The 20,295-nt window shown below is 45.1% G+C and carries 23 protein-coding genes; 10 read left to right on the top strand and 13 right to left on the bottom strand.

Annotated elements, in window-relative coordinates; all coding sequences use genetic code 11:
* Nucleotides 1–9 precede the first annotated feature (9 nt).
* Nucleotides 10–1,404, bottom strand: coding sequence for a YncE family protein (locus tag ABDB98_RS17750; protein ID WP_438420845.1), 1,395 nt, complete (start codon nt 1,402–1,404; stop codon nt 10–12).
* 231 nt (nt 1,405–1,635) lie between these two features.
* On the opposite strand from ABDB98_RS17750, the gene ABDB98_RS17755 reads away from it, so the two are divergent.
* A complete protein-coding gene (locus tag ABDB98_RS17755; RefSeq protein ID WP_438420846.1) occupies nt 1,636–2,781 on the top strand; it encodes a tetratricopeptide repeat protein in 1,146 nt (381 codons plus the stop codon).
* Nucleotides 2,765–2,884, top strand: a complete 120-nt coding sequence (locus ABDB98_RS17760; RefSeq protein ID WP_076982772.1) for a PhrC/PhrF family phosphatase-inhibitory pheromone — start codon at nt 2,765–2,767, stop codon at nt 2,882–2,884. Before ABDB98_RS17755 ends, ABDB98_RS17760 begins: the two co-directional genes overlap by 17 nt.
* Nucleotides 2,885–3,070: 186 nt before the next feature.
* On the opposite strand, the gene speB is transcribed toward ABDB98_RS17760, so the two are convergent.
* Nucleotides 3,071–3,943 (bottom strand): agmatinase, encoded by an 873-nt coding sequence (gene speB / locus ABDB98_RS17765; protein WP_099743984.1) that lies wholly within the window; start codon nt 3,941–3,943, stop codon nt 3,071–3,073.
* Nucleotides 3,944–4,001: 58 nt separating this feature from the next.
* Entirely contained in the window at nt 4,002–4,832 is an 831-nt protein-coding gene (gene speE, locus ABDB98_RS17770; protein ID WP_003151052.1) for a spermidine synthase, read from the bottom strand.
* 199 nt (nt 4,833–5,031) lie between these two features.
* Between speE and ABDB98_RS17775 the strand changes: the two genes are divergently transcribed.
* On the top strand, nt 5,032–7,104 hold the full coding sequence (locus ABDB98_RS17775; RefSeq protein ID WP_438420847.1) for a transglycosylase domain-containing protein: 2,073 nt from the start codon (nt 5,032–5,034) through the stop codon (nt 7,102–7,104).
* 24 nt (nt 7,105–7,128) lie between these two features.
* Here the strand turns inward: ABDB98_RS17775 and ABDB98_RS17780 are convergent, their stop codons facing one another.
* The 3 genes from ABDB98_RS17780 to ABDB98_RS17790 form a co-directional block, all read right to left on the bottom strand.
* On the bottom strand, nt 7,129–7,560 hold the full coding sequence (locus tag ABDB98_RS17780) for a hypothetical protein (RefSeq protein WP_438420848.1): 432 nt from the start codon (nt 7,558–7,560) through the stop codon (nt 7,129–7,131).
* A 142-nt stretch (nt 7,561–7,702) separates the two neighbouring features.
* Nucleotides 7,703–8,221 carry a YwhD family protein gene (locus ABDB98_RS17785; RefSeq protein ID WP_438420849.1) on the bottom strand — a complete coding sequence of 173 codons (519 nt, stop codon included), beginning with the start codon at nt 8,219–8,221 and terminating at the stop codon, nt 7,703–7,705.
* A 12-nt stretch (nt 8,222–8,233) separates the two neighbouring features.
* On the bottom strand, nt 8,234–8,893 hold the full coding sequence (locus ABDB98_RS17790) for a site-2 protease family protein (protein ID WP_438420850.1): 660 nt from the start codon (nt 8,891–8,893) through the stop codon (nt 8,234–8,236).
* Between the two features lie 105 nt (nt 8,894–8,998).
* On the opposite strand from ABDB98_RS17790, the gene ABDB98_RS17795 reads away from it, so the two are divergent.
* Nucleotides 8,999–9,187, top strand: a complete 189-nt coding sequence (locus ABDB98_RS17795) for a 2-hydroxymuconate tautomerase (RefSeq protein WP_003151042.1) — start codon at nt 8,999–9,001, stop codon at nt 9,185–9,187.
* Nucleotides 9,188–9,225: 38 nt separating this feature from the next.
* Here the strand turns inward: ABDB98_RS17795 and ABDB98_RS17800 are convergent, their stop codons facing one another.
* Entirely contained in the window at nt 9,226–9,645 is a 420-nt protein-coding gene (locus ABDB98_RS17800; protein ID WP_003151040.1) for a MarR family transcriptional regulator, read from the bottom strand.
* Between the two features lie 371 nt (nt 9,646–10,016).
* Between ABDB98_RS17800 and ABDB98_RS17805 the strand changes: the two genes are divergently transcribed.
* Nucleotides 10,017–11,396, top strand: coding sequence for an amino acid permease (locus ABDB98_RS17805; RefSeq protein WP_049627592.1), 1,380 nt, complete (start codon nt 10,017–10,019; stop codon nt 11,394–11,396).
* A gap of 63 nt (nt 11,397–11,459) precedes the next feature.
* Here ABDB98_RS17805 and ABDB98_RS17810 read toward each other — a convergent pair whose 3' ends face one another.
* The 3 genes from ABDB98_RS17810 to ABDB98_RS17820 all read right to left on the bottom strand — a co-directional run bounded on the left by ABDB98_RS17810 (nt 11,460) and on the right by ABDB98_RS17820 (nt 13,686).
* Nucleotides 11,460–11,960: a YwgA family protein gene (locus tag ABDB98_RS17810; RefSeq protein WP_007407653.1), complete on the bottom strand. Its 501-nt coding sequence runs from the start codon at nt 11,958–11,960 to the stop codon at nt 11,460–11,462.
* 39 nt (nt 11,961–11,999) lie between these two features.
* Nucleotides 12,000–13,301, bottom strand: a complete 1,302-nt coding sequence (locus ABDB98_RS17815) for an HD domain-containing protein (protein WP_438420851.1) — start codon at nt 13,299–13,301, stop codon at nt 12,000–12,002.
* Between the two features lie 160 nt (nt 13,302–13,461).
* Complete coding sequence (locus ABDB98_RS17820) at nt 13,462–13,686, bottom strand: DUF1450 domain-containing protein (protein ID WP_003151034.1); 225 nt, start codon at nt 13,684–13,686, stop codon at nt 13,462–13,464.
* Nucleotides 13,687–13,888: 202 nt separating this feature from the next.
* On the opposite strand from ABDB98_RS17820, the gene ABDB98_RS17825 reads away from it, so the two are divergent.
* The 5 genes from ABDB98_RS17825 (at nt 13,889) to ABDB98_RS17845 (ending at nt 17,759) form a co-directional block, all read left to right on the top strand.
* Nucleotides 13,889–14,662 (top strand): RsfA family transcriptional regulator, encoded by a 774-nt coding sequence (locus ABDB98_RS17825; protein ID WP_438420852.1) that lies wholly within the window; start codon nt 13,889–13,891, stop codon nt 14,660–14,662.
* Between the two features lie 259 nt (nt 14,663–14,921).
* Nucleotides 14,922–15,236: a PadR family transcriptional regulator gene (locus ABDB98_RS17830; protein WP_012118696.1), complete on the top strand. Its 315-nt coding sequence runs from the start codon at nt 14,922–14,924 to the stop codon at nt 15,234–15,236.
* Nucleotides 15,237–15,791 (top strand): HAAS signaling domain-containing protein, encoded by a 555-nt coding sequence (locus tag ABDB98_RS17835; RefSeq protein WP_438420854.1) that lies wholly within the window; start codon nt 15,237–15,239, stop codon nt 15,789–15,791.
* Between the two features lie 97 nt (nt 15,792–15,888).
* A complete protein-coding gene (locus ABDB98_RS17840) occupies nt 15,889–16,809 on the top strand; it encodes an ATP-binding cassette domain-containing protein (RefSeq protein WP_438420855.1) in 921 nt (306 codons plus the stop codon).
* A complete protein-coding gene (locus ABDB98_RS17845; protein WP_438420856.1) occupies nt 16,806–17,759 on the top strand; it encodes an ABC transporter permease subunit in 954 nt (317 codons plus the stop codon). The genes ABDB98_RS17840 and ABDB98_RS17845 overlap by 4 nt, the downstream gene beginning before the upstream one ends.
* On the opposite strand, the gene ABDB98_RS17850 is transcribed toward ABDB98_RS17845, so the two are convergent.
* Genes ABDB98_RS17850 through ABDB98_RS17860 form a run of 3 tightly spaced genes read right to left on the bottom strand, consistent with a single transcriptional unit; the run spans nt 17,749 to nt 20,265 of the window.
* Nucleotides 17,749–18,585 (bottom strand): hypothetical protein, encoded by an 837-nt coding sequence (locus ABDB98_RS17850; protein WP_438420857.1) that lies wholly within the window; start codon nt 18,583–18,585, stop codon nt 17,749–17,751. The two genes, ABDB98_RS17845 and ABDB98_RS17850, sit on opposite strands and share 11 nt — an antisense overlap.
* A complete protein-coding gene (locus ABDB98_RS17855; protein ID WP_438420858.1) occupies nt 18,576–19,373 on the bottom strand; it encodes a hypothetical protein in 798 nt (265 codons plus the stop codon). The genes ABDB98_RS17850 and ABDB98_RS17855 overlap by 10 nt, the downstream gene beginning before the upstream one ends.
* Nucleotides 19,342–20,265, bottom strand: a complete 924-nt coding sequence (locus ABDB98_RS17860) for a DUF6895 family protein (RefSeq protein ID WP_438420859.1) — start codon at nt 20,263–20,265, stop codon at nt 19,342–19,344. Before ABDB98_RS17860 ends, ABDB98_RS17855 begins: the two co-directional genes overlap by 32 nt.
* Between the last annotated feature and the right edge of the window lie 30 nt (nt 20,266–20,295).

A 20,295-nucleotide genomic window follows, 5' to 3' on the forward strand; every position in this document is an offset into this window, starting at 1 on the left:
AGAAATAAGCTACATTGCAATCGCAGACGGACCCGTGCCAACCGGGATCACCGTCACAGCTGTATAATCGCTCGTGCGGTACACGGTCACGGTATTGTCGTCGGGCTGTGCTCCATAAATGTACTGATTATCAGGTGTTACGACGAGATCAGAGACGCCGGGGAGAGAGGCAGTTGTTATAAAAGTATGCTGCGCTGTATCTACGACAGTGAGATTCTCCGGGAATGCCTCAAAATAGGGCTCAAGGAAAAACGCACGAGTCCCGTCAGCAGAAAAAACAATTGTAATTAAACCGTCAAACAGTCTGTTAATTCGTGAAGATTCGCTAAATGTTGTCAAATCTATCACAGAAACGGCATTCGGCCCTAGCTCACCATTTTCCAAATAAGCAAAATCCCCTATTATCGGGGTGACAATTAAATTTGGTGTTTCAAAGTTACTTAAACTTTCGATCAGCTGTCCGGTGTTTAAGTCATATTTATTAACGACCCAAATTACAGAGTTGGTCGTATAGAAAAACTGTCCGTTAGGGTCTAGGGCAAAATCGTCCGCAGCGGGTGACACCGTGAACGTATTGGTAATGGTTTGCGAGGAAATATTAATTTCATAAACGGAGCTGTCCCCTGCGAGAATATAAGCAAATTCTCCCCCAGTTTCAAACTGGATTTTTCTTGGGGCTCCTGCAAGAGGGATGGTTTGTGTAACCGTTAGTGTTTCGTTGTTAATGATCGATACAAGATTCGCATTCCTATGGAGAACATACGTATACGCTTTATCCAAGGTAACACCCAAATCAGTCGGGATATCAGATAAAGAAATGGTACTTACAAGAGTATTCACGTCAGCATCAATGACAGAAACCGTGCTGTCTCCAGTGTTTACAGTAAACACGTAAGATCGCTGATCCGGTTCCGGCACAAGCACAATCGTGCCCGTCACCGATAAAGGACTGCCATAGAATGGCGGAACGACAACAAGGTTCTCGATCGTAATGTCACTGACATCCGGGCAATCATCGGGTTCATCAGAATAATAGACAACTTGGTCAATCTCTGTATTGCGGATGACAGAAACAGACCCGTCCCCTTGTCCATATTGATTTCGCACTGGTGAGACACTGACGAGAAGCGTAACAGTTCCCTGCAGGCGCACTGCGAATTGAATACCGATTTCATCAGGCTCAAGCCCCGTCTCAATGAAACAGCGTTCAATGACACAAGAAAGGCTGTCTGCGTTCCACGTCACGTTTGCAACAGCTTCAGCCGGATCAACGACAAACCCCTCAGGCAATTCAATCGGCGCTTGAAACATCACTTCACGGCTTGCTTCTTCCTCGCAAAAACATAAACATTCTTCTTGTGCGGCTCCTGCTTTTTCTTTAAAGGAAAGCTTGTTATTTCTCATATCTTCACTTCCTTTTCAGACATACACTGCTCGCGCAGATACAACAGAATATGGGAAGGTGTATTTGTTTGCTTGTACAAATTGTCGGGGATCATAGCGGATTTTTGAAATGATATCCGCAGACATGCGGTTTTAACGAAAGAAAACATTGCGGTATTTTTGCGTTATCCTTCCGAATGAAAATGATAAAATATGTCATATACATAACGTGGAAGGGAGGGATTCGGAATAGTGGCGAGTGTTGTATCGTCTTCAGCGGTTGGAGAAAAAATCAACGAATGGTATATGTATATTCGAAGGTTCAGCATCCCTGACGCCGAGTACTTGCGGAGAGAAATCAAAGAAGAGCTTGCAAGCCTGGAAGATGACCAGGATCTTCATCTGTACTATTCTCTCATGGAATTCCGTCACAATCTGATGCTCGAATACCTCGAACCGCTGGAATCGCAGCGGATAGAAGAACAGCCGAGACTATCGGATCTGCTCGCGGATATTGATAAAAAGCAGGCCCGGCTGACCGGACGCCTTGATTATTATTTTAATTTTTTCCGGGGGATGTATGAGCTGGATCAGAGGGAATATCTGTCAGCTATCAAGTTTTTTAAAAAAGCTGAGACGAAACTCTCATTTATTAAGGATACTATTGATAAAGCCGAGTACTTTTTCAAGATGTCTGAAGTTTACTACTATTTGAAACAAACGTATGTATCTACCGATTACGCAAGGCAGGCATATGAAATATATAAAGCTCAGTCTTCATACGATATCAGGCTCATTCAATGCCAATCCTTATTCGGAGCAAATTTCCTGGATTTAAAACAATATGATCGGGCAATTACTCACTTTCAAAAGGCTTTTTCTTTAGCAGAAACAGAAAAACAGCCTCAATTAATGGGCCGGACACTGTATAATATCGCACTTTGCAAACAAAGCCTGAACGACTATGAAGCAGCTATAACTTATGTTGAAAAAGCAATTGATGTTTTTGAAAGTGCTAAAATGACCCCTTCTCTCCCCCAAGCATATTTTTTAATTACACAGATTCATTATAAATTGGAAAGATACGACAAAGCGCTCGAGTATCATAAAAGAGGCGTAATTTGTTCTGAAGAGTCAGGAGATTCTGTTTATTTGCATGAGTTTGAATTTTTAAAATCTCTTTATATAAACGGACCTGATGAGGATGCCATGAAACAAAGTTTTGACTTTTTGGAAAGTAAGATGATGTATGCTGATATAGAAGATTTTGCTCTTGATGCAGCTAAATATTATCACAAACTTGAAGATTACAAAAAAGCTTCAACATACTTTTTAAAAGTTGAAGAAGCAAGACAGCATATTCAAGGGGGGGTAACTTTTTATGAAGCTGAAGTATAAGGTCTTACTCGCTTGCTTAGCTGTAACCTCAGTTTTTATAACAGCAGATATAACGAATACACCTTCACACCAATTCGAAGTAGCACAAAGAGCTATGATTTAAATGATTATTACTTTTAGGCTTGCAGCGTTAAACTGCAAGCCGTTTTTTTGTATAAACAACTAATTTAAAAAACAAAAAATACACCTTTATTAAAGGGAAAATAATACATTGCTTTACTAGCTTCTGAGTAGTTTATATACAATAGAAAAAAATCCCCCGCCATGTTTCAAGCGGGGGAAATTCTTTCTACTTCACAAACCCAAGCAGCATTTCACGGATCATCTTGCTTGCCGTGTTTGCGGTTTGTTCTGAGTGGTCATAGACCGGTGCGACTTCTACGAGGTCAGCGCCTTTTACGTTGACTTCTGAGCGCGCGATTTCATGGATGGAGGCGAGCAATTCCTTAGACGTGATGCCTCCTGCGTCAACCGTGCCCGTTCCCGGCGCATGAGCGGGGTCAAGAACGTCAATATCAATGGTGACGTAAACAGGACGTCCCGCGAGCTGCGGCAGCACTTTTTTCAGCGGCTCAAGCACTTCAAACTTAGAAATGTGCATGCCGTTTTCTTTCGCCCATTCAAATTCTTCCTTCATTCCGGAACGGATGCCGAATGAAAATACGTTCTGCGGCCCGATGAGCTCCGCCGCTTTGCGGATCGGAGTAGAGTGGGAAAGCGGTTCGCCTTCATAATCCGTGCGCAGGTCGGTGTGCGCGTCAAAATGAATGATGGCAAGGTCCGGAAACTTTTTATACATGGCTTTCATGACAGGCCATGACACAAGGTGCTCCCCTCCCATGCCGAGCGGGAACTTTCCTTTTTCTAAAATGCTGTCCACGTATTCCTCAATCATATCAAGGCTTCTTTGCGGATTGCCGAACGGAAGCGGAATGTCGCCGGCGTCAAAGAAATTCAAATCAGCCAGATCACGGTCGAGATACGGACTGTATTCTTCAAGACCGATAGACACCTCGCGAATTCTGTTTGGGCCGAAGCGTGAGCCCGGGCGGTAGCTGACCGTCCAATCCATCGGCATGCCGTAAAGGATGGCGTCCGCCTCTTTCCAGTCGGGACGGCTTGCGATAAATACTTTTCCTGAATAAGCTTCATCAAATCTCATGATAAAACCCTCGCTTTCCTGTAAAAAAGCGCAAGATTCGCTCCTGCGCCATACATTTTTATTTGATTAAGTCGCTCACAAATTTCGGAAGAACAAATGCCGCTTTGTGAAGCTCTTTCGTGTAATACTTCGTGTCGATATCGAAGAAACGGCTGTCCTCGACCTCAAGCGGATCGTACTTTTTAGAACCGATCGTAAATGTCCACAGACCGCTTGGGTACGTCGGGATATTGGCCGTATACAGGCGGGTGATCGGGAAGATTTCTTTCACGTCACGCTGCACGTTTGTAATCAGTTCCGGCGTAAACCACGGGTTGTCCGTCTGCGCGACGAAGATGCCGTCTTCTTTTAACGCCTTGGAAATTCCGGCATAGAAGCCTTTTGAGAACAGATTGACGGCCGGTCCGACTGGCTCTGTTGAATCAACCATGATGACGTCATACTCATTTTCTGATTTTGCAATGTGCATGAAGCCGTCATCGACTCTTACGTCGACACGCGGGTCATCAAGTTTGCCCGCAATGGACGGAAGAAATTTTTTAGAGTATTCAATGACCTTGCCGTCAATGTCGACAAGCGTCGCTTTTTTTACGCTTGGGTGCTTCAGAATCTCTCTGATGACACCGCCGTCTCCGCCGCCCACAACGAGGACGTTTTCCGGATTCGGGTGCGTAAATAACGGTACGTGCGCAACCATTTCATGATAAACGAATTCGTCTTTTTCAGAAGTCATGACCATTCCGTCTAAGAACAGCATGTTTCCGAATTCTTCTGTCTCTACCATTTCCAGATGCTGAAATTCAGTCTGTTCAGTATGTAATGTTTGTTTCACCTTTAATGTAATGCCGAAATTTTTCGTCTGCTTCTCCGTATACCAAAGCTCGCTCAATTGTCATCTCCCTTTCAAGGCTTATTTCATTTATTGTAAGCGTCTGTTTCGCTTTTATTCCGGTTAAAATCTCATTTTCACCTAAGGAAAAAGTATAGAGGATGGAGGGGAAAAAGTAAAGAAGTGTCCGGTTTGATATGTTTAAAAAACCCCCTTTTTTCACATAATAATAGAATCATGAAAAAGGGGGTTCCCAAAAGTGGATAAAGTATCTGGAAAACAGCTTAGAATCACGCTCAAAATCATCCGCGCCTGCATCTTTCTGACGCTGATCGGCGGAATGCTGGCCGGCGTCTGCTTCACATCCGTTCTTCTTGCAGCGAAATGGCAGGGCGCCCCCTCCGTCCGGGTCCCTCAGTCTACGATTCTTTATGCAAATGACGGCTCAAAGCTGGGAGAGACCGATTTCGGTGAAAAACGCTACTGGGTCCGGTTAAAAGATATTAATCCGATGGCGGTGCAGGCCGCCATTGCGGTAGAGGATCAAAACTTTTACACCCACCACGGATTTGATTACCGGCGGATGGCCGCTGCCGCGCTTGCTGATATTAAAGCAATGGCCAAGGTTCAGGGCGCCAGCACCATCACCCAGCAATACGCAAGAAACCTCTATCTTGAGCACGATAAGACATGGAAGCGAAAATGGAATGAAGCATTTTATACGATCCGCCTTGAACAGAACTATTCTAAAAACGAGATTTTAGAAGGTTATGTAAATACGATATATTACGGCCACGGCGCATATGGAATTGAAGCCGCCTCCCGCCTGTATTTCGGCAAACACGCCAAAGATCTGAACGATGCGGAAGCCGTGCTTCTGGCAGGCATACCGAAAGGCCCGTCCGGCTATTCGCCTTATGTCAGTGAAAAGAAGGCCAAGCAGCGCCAGGAAACCATTCTCCGATTGATGACCGAACAGAAAATGATCTCAAAAGAAAAGTCGGAAAAACTCAAGAAAACACCGCTTGCCTATCAGCCGCTGAAAAACAGAACCGCGGCGAAAACGGCGCCTTATTTTTACGATGATGCGATGAAAGAACTCGAGAAAAAGCTCGGGATGACGCGCGAACAGCTGACAACGAGCGGGCTGCGTGTTTATACAACGCTTGATAAGCGCATGCAGCGGATCGCAGAAAACACTGTGGCACATACGATCCGTACCGGCTCTGACATTCAGGTCGGCTTTTCCGCGATTGATCCGGCAACAGGGCGCGTGCTTGCGCTGATCGGCGGACGTGATTACGAAAAAAGCCCGTTTGACCGGGCGACACAGGCGAAACGCCAGCCGGCTTCCACGATCAAGCCGCTTTTATACTACAAAGCGATTCAAAGCGGCTTTACTCCGGTCACGCTGATGAAAAGCGAAGAAACAGAGTTTCAGATTGACGATAACGGAGATACTTATTCTCCAAGCAATTACAACGGCTACTACGCCAATAAACCGATTACGCTGCTTCAGGCGCTTGCGTTATCAGACAACATCTATGCCGTGAAGACCCATCTCTTTCTCGGCACGAATAAGCTCGTGTCGGCGGCAAAGGAATTCGGCATCAGCGAACATTTAAAGCCCCTTCCGTCTCTGGCGCTCGGAACTGAACCCGTGCGCCCGATTGAAATGGTCAATGCCTACGCGATGCTCGCAAACGGGGGGAAACAAATCACTCCCTCCTTTATCACAAAAGTGACGGATACTGCCGGCAATGTCTTGTATGAACAGCCGCACAGACATCAGCAGGCGCTCGATAAAAAAGCCGCATTTGTGACGGCGAGCATGATGACGGGCATGTTTGATCAGGATTTAAACGGCTATACTTCCGTCACAGGACGCACCATTTCAGACAGGCTGACCCGGACGTACGGCGGGAAATCAGGCACCACGAGTGCGGACAGCTGGATGATCGGCTTTAATCCCGCTCTTGCTGCCGGTGTTTGGACAGGCTATGACAAAAGCAGCACGATTGATTCCGTAGAGGAAAAAAGCTATGCGAAGACGATTTGGGCGGACTTTATGGAGAAGGCGCTTAAAGGAGAACCGGAAATAGCGCTTAAACCGCCGAAGGGCGTCACGGGCGTCTATATCGATCCCGCATCCGGCTACACTTCCGGACCCGGATGCGCCGCAAAGCATTATACGTATTTCATCGCAGGCACAGAGCCAGCCGATGTGTGCTACGGACCGGAACCGTCTAAAAAAGAAAAGGAACACGCTCCCGCCCGCAAGGAACCTCCGCGCAGAAAGTGGTGGGATAAGTGGCTCGGCAAAAAAGACTAAGCCCGGTGCATCGTGCGCCGGGCTTTACTCCGCTTCTTCCTCAAGCACCCACGGGAGCAAAAGTGAAAAGTCGAGATGAATAATAGGATCGGGAAAATCCTTCGGTATAAAAAATGTTGTACTCGGCAAAGAAAATGAAAAGCGGATATCTCCCGCTCTCTCAATATGAAACTTCGGCCAGCCTTCCCTAAGCCTGCCGACAATCGGATAACTGCCCGCATAATGATGCAGGCCGTTTTCCTTTCCATGCTCCCCCAAGTCGTGACAGACAGCCGGACGAATCCCAAACTGCGTAAACAGCCTTGTTTTCTCGGCGGGAAGGAGATTCATCGCCTCGGAAAAGTTCCGGCAGCTCCCGCAATCGCAAGGGTCAGCCCATGATTTTTCATATTGTTTTCTCGTTTCCGCCGCATCTGCTTCAATGACCCAAGGCCCGATTGCAAATGCGGTGAACATGATGAAACCTCCGCTAAACATGAAAAACCCCGAGTCTTGGTTCGGCTCGGGACTTTCCATGTCCTGATTCTGTATCAACAGTTTACTCAGTAAAAATGTAAAATAGTGCAAATATTTATAAAGTTCACAAAAAGTTCACAAATTATTTTTCTTCCGGAAGCAGACCCGTCTTCAATTCATCAGATGATCGTTCCCAGAGCCCTTGATCATGCTTCTGAAGAAATTCAGCAAGCACCTGCTTTGAGCTGTCATCCATTTTATCCACGATAATGCGGCGCTTCATTGATTTATCCATTAAATTCACATGCTCCGGCAATGACTTATAGCCTCTGCGGATACTTCTGTCCACTGTCATTTCACAAGCCGTCACACCCGCGTAATAAGGGCCTTCTTCTTTTCTGTCAATGGTGACCCACACGAGCCAGTACGGTTTTCCGTTCGGCACTTCATCCTTGTTCGGCAGGAATTTGATCCCTTTTTCCACGACACTGCGGGCGTGCATGGCGCCGATATCGACGAAGGCTTCCTTCTCTTCCACATCGACAAATACCGGAGAAATATTGTCAAGGCTCAGCGATCCGGCGCCGAAACCGCCATGTCCGTCGGTCGGATCACTTTTAATGATATTAAATCCGATTGTTTTTTTCTTTTTTTCTTCCATGAAAATACCCTCCTACAAAAGCGGTTGAAATATAATGGCAAAAACCTTGAGAATCCAGTCTCTTCCCTCGTTTAACAGCGGCCACACGACATAGGAGCCGACCGGTGTCACAAACAGCACGAGAAACACGATGATCCCGTAGCTCTCAAATTGAGTCATTTTCGCGCGCACCCGCGGCGGCACGAGATCCTCAATCATCCGGTAGCCGTCAAGCGGAGGAAGCGGCAGCAGGTTGAATAAACAAAGCGCGAGATTCAGCTGAATCCAAATAGAGAAAAAGCGGTCAAGCCCCATGCTGAATGCCGAAAGCAGCTCCATTCCGTAAGCATGCATCAACACTAGCAAAAAGAAACCGATAAAGGCAAGAAGCAGGTTGCTTACAGGCCCCGCGACGGAAACCAGCACCCCGGCCAGCCGCGGTCTTTTAAAGGCGCGGCGGTTCACCGGCACCGGACGGGCCCAGCCGAAACCCGCGACCAAAATAAGAATGGTTCCGAAAACATCAAGATGTTTAATCGGATTGAGCGTTAATCTTCCCTGTCTGGCCGCTGTATCATCACCGAACCGATACGCGACATACGCGTGCGCCAGTTCATGCATCGTAAATGCCACGATCAGCGTAATTACGACATAGGGCATAAGCTCCAGCGGATAATATAAAAATCTGTCCAAATGTAAAAATCCCCTTTTTTTAAAAATGCAAGATTGTCCTTCATTCAGTATACTATAAGTGATCTCTCTTCCAAAGAGAGGAAACGATAAAGGAGGATCAGCACCATGCCGCTCGTAACCGTTAAAATGCTTGAAGGCCGCACAGATGAACAAAAACGGAATCTGGTTGAAAAAGTAACAGAAGCCGTCAAAGAAACGACAGGCGCAGCCGAAGAAAAGATCATTGTCATGATTGAAGAAATGAGAAAGGATCATTACGCCGTCGCCGGCAAACGGATCAGCGATACGGAGTAATCCTTGATAAAGGCCGGCGCTGCCGCAGGCAGGCCGGCTTATTTCACAACCTTTTCAACCAGGCTGAAAAAGATTTTCTTTTCTTCCTCTGTCAATGCTTCGAACAGTTCGTCAATCAGCAGCTGCCGGTTTTCAATCATTTGCATGGCAGCCATTTTTCCCGATTCGGAAAGCGTCATCCATACCGTGCGGCGGTCTTCGTTGTTTCTCGACCTTTCCACGAACCCTTCTTTTTCTAAATGATTGAGAGCGGTTGTCGTGGCAGAAGGTGATAATGTGACCTCCTGCAATATATCTTTAATCGTGCACGTGCCGTGCCGGTAAATAATCCTCAGAATAAATCCTCTGATATTGTTGATACTCTTCGGAATTGTCGCCTCATCAAGCTTTTTCGTGCTCTTTAAATACTTTGTAAGAGCGTAATCCAGTACATTTGCTTGCAAGTTATCGTGCTTCATGCAGAAACTCCCCATTTCAAGATGCATCCATCATCATTTGTTAGTTTTTTATTACATTTTACTGATACCTTACGGAGAAAGTCAAAATTCCGGCCGGAATGCCCGCAACTTTTATCCTGCCCTGTACAGACTTTTGTCTCCCTCTTTTTTACCATATCCTTTTATGCAATGCTGGTTTTATAGAGACGATTCAGGTAAAATCATAAAGGCGGCTGATCTGATCGGATGCGGCAGACAATATGATTGGAAAAGAAAAGAATCGAAACAGACAGGGAAACAGAACACAGGATTGTTGATTACACAGAAGATGTGACACGGGTAAAAGCCAAAGAGCTCCTCTTGGTTTTTGCTTTCGGATGGAGGGATGCGTGTTGCGGAATATCCTACAAAAAAAAGACATCACCCAGCTGCTTGAACAAAGCAGAAACAGGCAGACTGCCAAAACGATGGGTGGATTTGATTTAACATTACTGGGCATCGGCGCCGTCATCGGGACGGGTGTCATGGTCCTTACAGGCATTACGGCCGCGAAAAACGCCGGGCCTTCCGTTATCTTTTCTTTTATCATTGCAGCCGTTGTCTGCAGCCTTGCAGCATTATGTTACGCCGAAATCGCTTCTGTTCTCCCGGTTTACGGAAGTGCTTATATTTACTCTTATACGACGATGGGAGAAATTATCGGGCATTTAATGGGCTGGACGCTCTTATCCGTTTATATGGTGACGGCATCCGCGGTCGCAAGCGGCTGGTCAAGTTATTTCAATAATCTGTTAGCCGAAATCGGCATGCCTTTGCCGGACAGTCTGCTGCACGTGCCGAGCCAGGGGGGCATCGTCAACCTTCCTGCCATCATCATTACTCTATTAATTGCGGTCGTTCTGTCACGCGGCTCCAAAGAGAGCAAAACATTTAATAATATAATGGTTCTCGTAAAAATCGGAATTGTTTTGCTGTTTATCATCACAGGCAGCTTTTTTGTGAAGCCGGGCAATTGGCATCCTTTTATGCCTTTTGGAATGAAAGGCGTCATCACAGGGGCTTCTGCTGTCTTTTTTGCGTTTCTCGGGTTTGACGCGATTTCCGCTTCGGCTGAAGAGGTCAAAAAACCGCAGCGCAACCTGCCGATCGGCATTATCGGTTCACTGGTGATCTGTACATTAGTATACGTCATTGTCTGTCTCGTCATGACGGGGATGGTTCCGTATACACAGCTTAATGTGCCGGAAGCCATGTCTTATGTATTGCAGACTGTCGGACAAAATGCGGTGGCAGGCGTGATCGCTGCCGGAGCGGTGATCGGACTGATGGCCGTCGTTCTCGCCCATACGTATGCGGCGACCCGTATATCTTTTGCGATGGCAAGAGACGGAATGCTGCCGAAAGTCTTTACCATTGTCGGAAAGAAATCGGGAGCGCCGATCTTTAATACGTGGCTGATCGGACTGATCAGTGCATGCATTGCGGGTTTTGTTGATCTGAAAGAGCTGTCGGATCTCTCAAACATCGGCGCATTGCTGACATTCGCCATGGTCAGTCTGTCCGTGCTGATTCTGCGCCGCACTCATAAAGATCTGCCTCGGGGATTTAAAGTGCCTTTCGTTCCCGTACTGCCGATTTTGGCCATTATCTGCTGTTTGTTTTTAATGGTCAATCTGCCGCTGAAAACGTGGCTTTATTTTGCCGCCTGGCTGATCATCGGCGTGATCGTTTACTTTTTATATTCGTACAAGCACAGCAAATTGAGACAATAAACAAAACCAGGCCCGCATTTTGCGGCCTGGTTTTTACATAAAAAAAGACGAAAGCCATCGCCTTTAACAAATGTGTTTCAGCTCTTCTATGTAGTGAAGCGCCTCATCATATTCTTCATCTGTATATTTCTGCTTGCTCTTGATCGTAAACACTTTCTCTTTCTTTTCCTCAGCTTCAAGGCCGTCAAAATACAAAATCGTAGACACCAGCTCCAGAAACCGGGATGAGCGGCTGTTGACGCTGTCGATGTACTTCTTCATATCCGGCATCGTCAGCTCCGCGTGATGTAAAAATTCAGCGCCCGTCTCCGTCAGCGAATACCGGTATTGAAAGTAGCCGCCCTTTTTTTCCTTCACCTCATCCAGAAAACCAAGATTGCACAGTTCTTCAATTCGAAGCGTCAGTTCTTCGGAATATGGGCCGTAAAAATGAAAATCATATTTTTCGTAGAAAGGATACTGCATTTTCTTCGCGATATAAATGATTTTCTGCAGCTTTTTCCGCCCGATGATTTCTCCAGAATCCGAGAACACCTTCATCAGTTTTGCATGTTCTTTCAACAAATTCCCGACATCTCCTTTTCCTTCTTTACCAAAATCCTTTTATGTCAGTCCCAGCAGCTGCCGGATTTTTAATTTTGCTTCAGGGTTTTCTGAATCGTCAAAAATGAGGTCCATCGGATAGTACAGCTTATGATCCGTCCGCAGTTTTCCCGAAATGGATTCGACAATGGCGGACTGCCTGGACAGCTCTTTGATCTGGCCGTTCTGTGTTAACAGATGAATCGGCAGACGCTCCTCCTCTTCACCCGGACGGTAAAAATCATACGGCAGATCCGATGAAGAATCGACCACCAAATAATAATTGGGATCAATTCCCGCCTCTTTAAACAGAGCGGTCAGTTCAAAATAAGCCGACATTTCCTCATTCGGGTTAAATTCGGCATACTGAAACAGCTGGCGGTTAATAAAGCGGCGGCACAAGTCGGACAGAATCAGATCCTCTTCATCCTCCCAAGCCTGGAAATAATATAAAATGATGGCTTCATCAAGCTTCAGATAATCCTCAAGCGTCAGCTTCCCTTCAAAGATGGAATAAAAATGAACGGGAGCATGCGTGAAGATATACCCTTCTTCATGGAGCTGCTTCGCACGGTGGAGGATTTTCGTCAAAATGACTTCAGCGCTTCTCGTCACGGGATGAAAATACACCTGCCAATACATTTGATAGCGGCTCATAATATAGTCTTCGACGGCGTGCATGCCGCTTTGCTTAATGACGATCTGGTCCTCACGCGGACGCATCACCCTTAAAATCCGTTCCATATCAAAATGTCCGTAGCTGACGCCCGTATAGTACGCGTCCCGCTGAAGATAATCCATCCGGTCGGCGTCAATCTGGCTCGAAATCAGGCTGACCACCTGTTTGTTTCTGTATGTTTTAGCAATGACTTCTGCAACATCCTGCGGAAATCGGGTTCCCGCCTTTCTGAGAACCTGATTCACTTCGGTATCGCCGAGAATGATTTCTCTCGTAAAGTCTTCATGATCCAGATGAAAAACCTTTTCAAAGGAATGCGAAAACGGCCCATGTCCCAGATCGTGCAAAAGCGCGGCGCTGAGACAGAGTTCGCGTTCATTGTCATCCCATTCAGGGCGCCCTTTAAAAACATCGTCAACCATTCTTCTGACAATCTCATAGACGCCGAGAGAATGGTTAAAACGGCTGTGTTCCGCGCCGTGAAACGTCAAATACGTTGTACCGAGCTGTTTGATCCGGCGCAGCCGCTGAAATTCACGGGTGCCGATCAAATCCCAGATCAGCTTGTCCCGCACATGAACATAGCGGTGAACGGGATCTTTAAACACTTTTTCTTCTGATAATTTTCCATTTGGATACGCCATCGTCATTCCCTCTTTTTTTTAGCCGTGATTCTATTATATCGGCTCAGTCTTTTGAAAACATCCTTGAATTTGTCCGGCGTTTTGTTCCACTTTTTCCGAAACTGATTTTTTTGAAGCAAAAAAGCCTGACCCATCGGGCGAGGCTGTCGAAAACACACATTTACTTTTTGATCTTCTTTTTCACTTTCTCAATCAGCTCGTCCTCAGTCGGCGCCGACAGCGGGCGGTTGTTTACGAAAGCAAACGATTTTTTGCGTCCGGGCCCGCAATATGACTGACAGCCGACCTCCACTTTTGCATCCGGGTCAGCTTCTTTTAAACGCGGCAGCAATGTCTTAATATTGGTGGCTTGGCAATCATCACACACTCGGAATTCATTAGCCATGATGTACGCTTCCCTTCATTCAATGTTCCTCTATGTTAAATCTTAATTTTAAAAACGAAAAAAATCACATCACATCTCATTGTACAAGGATTCATCATATCCTGCAAGGCTCTGCGTATCTCTCATTCTTTCAGCCAATTTGTATAAATATTTTCCAATCTGGACATTCTAATACCATCAAAGATATTGGGGGTTGAGAACATTGACAAAACAAAGACAGGACGCCTGGTCAGAGGAAAACGACCTGCTGCTTGCGGAAACCGTGCTCCGTCACGTTCGGGAAGGAAGCACGCAGCTGAACGCCTTTGAAGAGGTAGGCGATAAGTTAAACAGAACGTCGGCAGCGTGCGGATTCAGATGGAATGCCGTCGTCCGCCATCAATACGAAAAAGCGCTTCAGCTCGCCAAAAAACAGCGGAAACAGCGGATGCGCGCACTCGGAAACGGACAGCCGGCCAAGAAGAAACTATTATATCAGCCGCCTGCTCCGGAAGCGGATATCATGCAGGAAACCGCAGCCGAAGAGACGGTTCAAGCAGAAGCGCCTAAAGAAGACCGGCAAGCCGTCATGTCCGGCGAACATATGCCTTATGTCGACGAAAGCTTCAAGGAAGAGTTAGCTAGTTTATCACATTTGCTGGCGCCTCAGCAGCCGAGCCAAAAGGCGGAGCTCACAATGGCAGACGTCATTCAATTTCTGCAGAACTATGAAGGCAGCGGAAAGCAAACTTCCGCCCTGCAAATGGAAAATGACCGTTTAAAACGGGAAAACCAAGAATTGCAGTCTAAAACCGAGCAGCTGGAAGCGGCCGTCGAAAAGCTCGAAAAAGACCAAAAAACCATTCAGGAAGACTACGAAACCTTGGTTAAAATTATGAACAGAGCCAGAAAACTAGTTTTATTTGAAGAAGACGAACACGCCTCCCCGTCCTTCAAAATGGACCGGAACGGCAATTTAGAAAAAATGGCCGAATAACGGAAAAACCCCCTTTCCTTGTCATGGAAAAAGGGGTTTTTGCCATTTGTCAATGACGTACAGCCTGATCTATATTAATGTAAACATTGTTCAGGATCTTCTTCCCGCAAGGCCTGCATATCTCGGTTCCCGCCCGCACATAAGCATAAAGATTCAATTCCTCACCCCAAATGGTTCTTGGGAATTATTGCTTGATTAACTACTGTGCAATACACTGTATAGAGAATACAATTATTAGATATGATGGGAATGATAGTAAATGAGTAGCCAATTACGAAAAGGAGCGTTGGAACTTTGTGTGTTATCCCTGCTTCTTTATGAAGATTTATATGGTTATGAATTAATCAAGATCATCAGTGAAACGTTCCCTGTATCGGAGGGCACCATCTACCCCATATTACGAAGACTCACAAAAAATAACTATTTAAAAACGTATACTGCGGCTTCAGATCAAGGCCCATCACGCAAATATTACAAAGTAACAGAAGAAGGCGCCTTTTATCATCACACATTAAAATCGGAATGGCTTGACCTGTCCGAAAAAGTGAACAGCATCATTAAGGAGGGAAAATGAATGTGTAAAGACCAATATTTAAAACATCTCCGGCGGGAAATCAAAGATCTGCCGGAATTTGAGCAAAAAGAGATACTCGCGGATATCAGCGAAATATTTGACATGGGCGGGGCTGAAGGTAAAAGCGATGAACAAATCGCCGGCAATTTAGGTAATCCAAAAACACTTGCGCGCACTCTAAAAGCGGATATTTTCATCAATAATGCCCAGGAGCAGAAGACATGGCGCTCCTTTTTCAAGGCATTCGGCCTGCTGCTGGGTATGGGCATGTTCAACTTCATGTTTATGCTGACGCCGTTTCTTTTTGCCTCTGTTACGGTGTTAAGTTTGATGGCGATCGGCCTTATGCTGATGACCGGATCATTCTTTCTCCTCGTAAAAGTGCCGATTGTAACAGCCATCTTTAACGGATGTATTGTCCTCGGAGCCGGTATGGCGGTGTTTATGGCCGGATTTGATCTTTCGAAACTGATATTCCGCATCTTTTTGCGCTATTTCAAATGGAATGTCAGCGTTGTAAGGAGGGAAACCATTGAATCGGAAAATGTGGTATAGCATTGCTCTCATTTTAATCGCCGCCGGTCTGATCGGAAGCATGTTCTTCGGTTTTGACGGCTTTTATCCTAATTCATAAGGAAGGTGTGCAAATATCATGACTGAACCGGCCCTGATATTGAAAAATGTGTCTAAAACCATCAATCATACTCCGATTGTACAGTCAATTTCTTTCGATGTAAGAAAAGGTGAGATTTTCGGCCTTCTCGGACCGAACGGCTCGGGAAAAACAACTATTTTCAGAATGATCGTACAGCTTATTAAAAAAACGGAAGGAACCATTTCGTTCAGGGGCAGACCGGACAGCGACTTTGAATATTTTATGAAACATATCGGGGTTATCATCGAAGGCCCGGACATGTATCCGAATATGACCGCTTTGCAAAACCTGAAATATTTCACCAGACTGCGGAGCACCTCGATGAAAACGGATGACCTCATGAATATCCTTGCAAAAGTCGGATTAGAGCAGGCTGCCCGTAAAAAAGTGAAACATTTCTCATTAGGTATGAAACAGCGCTTGGGGCTCGCTTATTCTCTTCTTCACAATCCCGGGTTATTAATTCTGGATGAACCGATGAACGGCCTTGATCCTAAAGGAATGAAAGAATTGCGCACCATTCTTTCCGATTTAGCGAAGCAAGGGGTTTCTATTTTATTATCAAGCCATTTATTATCTGAAATGGAGGAAATTTGCGACAGGGTTGCCTATATCAAAAAGGGCCTGATTTTAGGAATTGAAGAAATGAAGAAAAGAAATGACCCTGCCCAGAAAAAGCTGTTTACCATCACGGTCAATCATCCTGAAAGGGCGAAAGAAATTTTGGAACAGGAAGGTATTCTTCAAGTACAGCAAAAAGACAGCTACATCATTGAATTGGAAGCGGAAGAAGATACCATCCCGTACGTCATTAAATCTTTGGCAGAGAAAGAGATTCTGATTTCCCGCGTTTCTGCAAGAACTTTGTCGTTGGAAGAAAAATACATGATGATTACAGATCAGGAGGACGCGGTATGAGCATATTTCATCTGGCGCAGAACGAATTCATAAAAATAACCCGAAAAAAAGGCACGCTTTTATCTCTTTTTTTCCTGTTTCTCATCGTTTTGCTGGCCGGCCTTATTATGAATCATGAGTTAGATGCTTCCTCGGATAACAATTGGAAAGAACGGCTTCTCGCCGAAAAAAAACAGGAAGAAATTGATAAACCGGCTGAAACGACAGGCGTTTATTATTCTGCTGATGTTAAGAATAAAGACTATTATTTGGAGCATAACATCAACCCCTATGAATGGAACGGCTGGAGGTTTTTCGGCACGGTTACTTCAAACGGGCTTGAGATTTTCGTAAGCTTAACCGCGATTTTAACCGTCAGCGGGGTTGTTTCTAAAGAGTTTGCCCTTGGGACGATTAAGTTTATCGCCACAAGCCCGAACAGAAGATGGCGGATCTTAGCATCAAAATTTCTCGCGTCCCTTCTGTTTACCGGTATGGTTTATTTGTTTTACTGTGTGAGCTGTTTGCTGATCGGCGGCGTGTTATTCGGTTTTTCCAATGCTTCATATCCGCTCGTCTATACTCATTTAAATGATAGTCTGTATACCATCAGTTCCTTAAAAGCATCCGGGATCATTCTTCTTTTGCGTTTCATTTCAATTATAAGCATTGTCACCATCGCGTTCACTTTGTCAGTATTGTGCAAAAGCCAGGCTCTCTCCCTTTGCTTATCCGTTTTACTGCTGTTTGCCGGCAGTATATTGGGCGGAACAGATTTGCTTGCTCAATTTACGTGGTATAAATTTACGCTCTTTCCGCATTTAAATCTCGTTGCTTATGTAAATAAAAGCGCGGGTGATGCGATTTCAACGTTAAACATTCCCTATTCCGTGACGGTTATAGCGATCTATTTTCTTATTTGTTTATTGATTTCTTTTTCCGTCTTTCAAAGGAGAGACATTACAGCATAGACAGAGAGGCGGCGGCATAATGAACGGACGGCAGAAAATATTGACGGTCCAGCAATTTGCCGCTGACCTTCCCTTGATCCATCGCTAAAGGGTTTAAATAACCGAAGCTCCCGCTGCTCCTCTGCTGAAAGCATAGAAATTCCCGCCCTTCCCGTATAAAAAGAGCGTCATCGAATCGAAGAAATTTCATAATGGCTGTGTATTTCGCAACGGCATCAATGTGATACTTTCTGCACTCGGCTAACATTAAACCTGAGAAAGCAAAGTCCGATGTTTTGTACCATTTTGTGAGAAAAGGCTGTAATTCTTTCATTTGCAAATAAGAGACGGCATAAAGGGCATCCGCCTGTTCTTCCTGCATGCCGCCCGGTGCCGTGAGCAAATCGGCCTCCCGTTTCAGTGCGGTTTCTAAGAAAACGATCAGCTCTTCCGGGGTCACCGCCCCAAAATAAGCTGCTAACACCATGAGGATCATAGAGGCGGGCTCTGATTTCAGTTCCTCTTGTAAACCGCGGACCATTTGTTCAAGTCCGTTATGAAAAAAAATGCTTTTTGCGGCATCCATCCTGCGGTAAACATGATACGCATACGCGAACAGGACCGGATGGCATTCGTGTGTCTTTTCTCCGAAATAACGGTCTAGGAATAGAATGACTTCTTCTGTATCCTTTCTGCTTTCAAAATGATGACATGCCGCTAAACCGCAAAACAGGTGCATAAGGTCATCAGCTTCCATTTCTTCCGGCTGCAGCTGAAGGTTCTTCCAAAAACCCAGCAGCCATTCTTCTGTTTTTTTTATATTAAAATGTCCCTTTACTATCTGCATGTTCCACACTCCAGATTCAGAATCTCAATCGCCGGCAGAAGAGCCGGAGCACATTGAATGGATGGATTCTCGTTATGTATGTAATGAAGGGCTGCTTGACAGCCATAAAAAAAAGGATCGATACACGATTGGATCAATAACATAGTGCAAAGCTGTTTCATTTTTCGGCTGCTGAGACAAAACACAAGCCATTTTTGAATAGAAGCCTTCAAGCCGGGATGAAGCTGATGCTCCCCCTTATTCAAATGAAGAAGACAGTACTCAATAAACTCCAGCTCGTTTTCAGCTGTTCGTTTCCATGCGTCGCGGACCAAAGGCTGAAACATCGAATTTTTGTAAAAACGGACTTTTTCCTGATCAAATGGCATTTCCAGTTCGTTCAGCAAACCGACTAATTCGGCGTATTTAAAATAAGGCCATTCTTTTTTTGTAAGATATCCGTTTTGCAATCCATGACGTATGATCTGATCATCCGCTTGCAATCCCTGCTTCGCTTTATACGTTTTTGACGTTAAATAGATATGAATCAATTCATTGACTATGGCCGTATTACAGTGAAACAGATCCTCCCAGCATGACTTATCAACGAAGGCTGCCGCAATCCTTTCAATATGTTCTTTTAGAGCGGAAGAATGGCTCGTCTTCCTGTAGTATTTGCAGAAGCCGGCAAACAGCTGAATGCTCTTCATATCCGGAAGCGATTGTTCAGCAAAAGATAATAAAAATTGGTCTGTCTCTTCAGCTAATCTGTTCAAGTTAATCGTTCCTTTCTGCTCTAAGACAGGCATGCGCGGCACCCGCGGCGACAAGTGTTGTATGGTAGCAGTGTTTAAACACATCTTCTCTTTGCTGTTCACCTTTCAAACCGGGTTTATGTTGATAGGTGATGCTCGGGATATTCCCTTCTTTCATTCGCCCCTGAAATATTTTATTCCAGGCTGCCTCATAGAGCGGTTTATGATTTTCTTTTTCCATGTCGATATGTAAAAAAGAGCTGCACATCAATAATTCACTGGTAATATCTAAATTCTCAAGACATATATAAATCCCGAGAAATTTCAGGACCTTTTCTTTTAAGGAGGGCAGATGATACTCTTGATCTGTAAGCGAAGAACATCCCATATCTGTTATATAAAAAATCGTATGAGTTATACTGTACGCATCATGGTCAGTCATATATGTATTTGGGATATTTTGACCGGCTGCCGTGTAGCAGTATAAATCAGAAAAATCCGTCATTTTCAAATTTACGCCTGCTCTGTGCAGACTGTACTTCAGATCCATTTTCCGAAAGGGAATTTTAGCAAGGCTTTCATCAAAACGAGACGCCGTGAATTTTTCCAGCTCCCATATCACTGAAGCCCGTGTCGGTTGATCAGTTAAGACAAGAAATTCACCTGCAATAGCCAATCCGGCAAGGCCGTCCGGATCAAAATGAATAAATTCTTCAAGCTGATCATTACGGAGCCTTTCTGTAATAAACTCCGTTAAAACAGCAACTTCCTTATCATCTGCCTGATTTCTGATCAGGTAATTGGTAAGAAAAATAAGCTCTATAAATGTTTTAAGCCGCCATCTGAAATCGTTCGCTACTTTATGATTCATATCAAAATAATGGATATTCTCACCAATCCATGACAGTGCTCCCCGCTTAATTTCTCTTATATACTCTTGTGTCAAACTTCCACCGCCTTTTCTAAGATGCGTAGG

This window comes from Bacillus siamensis, assembly GCF_051628075.1.
In the GTDB taxonomy this organism is placed as follows: Bacteria; Bacillota; Bacilli; order Bacillales; family Bacillaceae; genus Bacillus; species Bacillus siamensis.

Bases quoted from the DNA above. Each gene is read 5' to 3' on its own strand.
- ABDB98_RS17750 (WP_438420845.1), bottom strand. From the start codon at position 1,404: ATGAGAAATAACAAGCTTTCCTTTAAAGAAAAAGCAGGAGCCGCACAA.
- ABDB98_RS17760 (WP_076982772.1), top strand. From the start codon at position 2,765: ATGAAGCTGAAGTATAAGGTCTTACTCGCTTGCTTAGCTGTAACCTCA.
- speB (WP_099743984.1), bottom strand. From the start codon at position 3,943: ATGAGATTTGATGAAGCTTATTCAGGAAAAGTATTTATCGCAAGCCGT.
- ABDB98_RS17780 (WP_438420848.1), bottom strand. From the start codon at position 7,560: ATGTTCACCGCATTTGCAATCGGGCCTTGGGTCATTGAAGCAGATGCG.
- ABDB98_RS17785 (WP_438420849.1), bottom strand. From the start codon at position 8,221: ATGGAAGAAAAAAAGAAAAAAACAATCGGATTTAATATCATTAAAAGT.
- ABDB98_RS17795 (WP_003151042.1), top strand. From the start codon at position 8,999: ATGCCGCTCGTAACCGTTAAAATGCTTGAAGGCCGCACAGATGAACAA.
- ABDB98_RS17800 (WP_003151040.1), bottom strand. From the start codon at position 9,645: ATGAAGCACGATAACTTGCAAGCAAATGTACTGGATTACGCTCTTACA.
- ABDB98_RS17815 (WP_438420851.1), bottom strand. From the start codon at position 13,301: ATGGCGTATCCAAATGGAAAATTATCAGAAGAAAAAGTGTTTAAAGAT.
- ABDB98_RS17820 (WP_003151034.1), bottom strand. From the start codon at position 13,686: ATGGCTAATGAATTCCGAGTGTGTGATGATTGCCAAGCCACCAATATT.
- ABDB98_RS17830 (WP_012118696.1), top strand. From the start codon at position 14,922: ATGAGTAGCCAATTACGAAAAGGAGCGTTGGAACTTTGTGTGTTATCC.
- ABDB98_RS17835 (WP_438420854.1), top strand. From the start codon at position 15,237: ATGTGTAAAGACCAATATTTAAAACATCTCCGGCGGGAAATCAAAGAT.
- ABDB98_RS17840 (WP_438420855.1), top strand. From the start codon at position 15,889: ATGACTGAACCGGCCCTGATATTGAAAAATGTGTCTAAAACCATCAAT.
- ABDB98_RS17845 (WP_438420856.1), top strand. From the start codon at position 16,806: ATGAGCATATTTCATCTGGCGCAGAACGAATTCATAAAAATAACCCGA.
- ABDB98_RS17850 (WP_438420857.1), bottom strand. From the start codon at position 18,585: ATGCAGATAGTAAAGGGACATTTTAATATAAAAAAAACAGAAGAATGG.
- ABDB98_RS17855 (WP_438420858.1), bottom strand. From the start codon at position 19,373: ATGCCTGTCTTAGAGCAGAAAGGAACGATTAACTTGAACAGATTAGCT.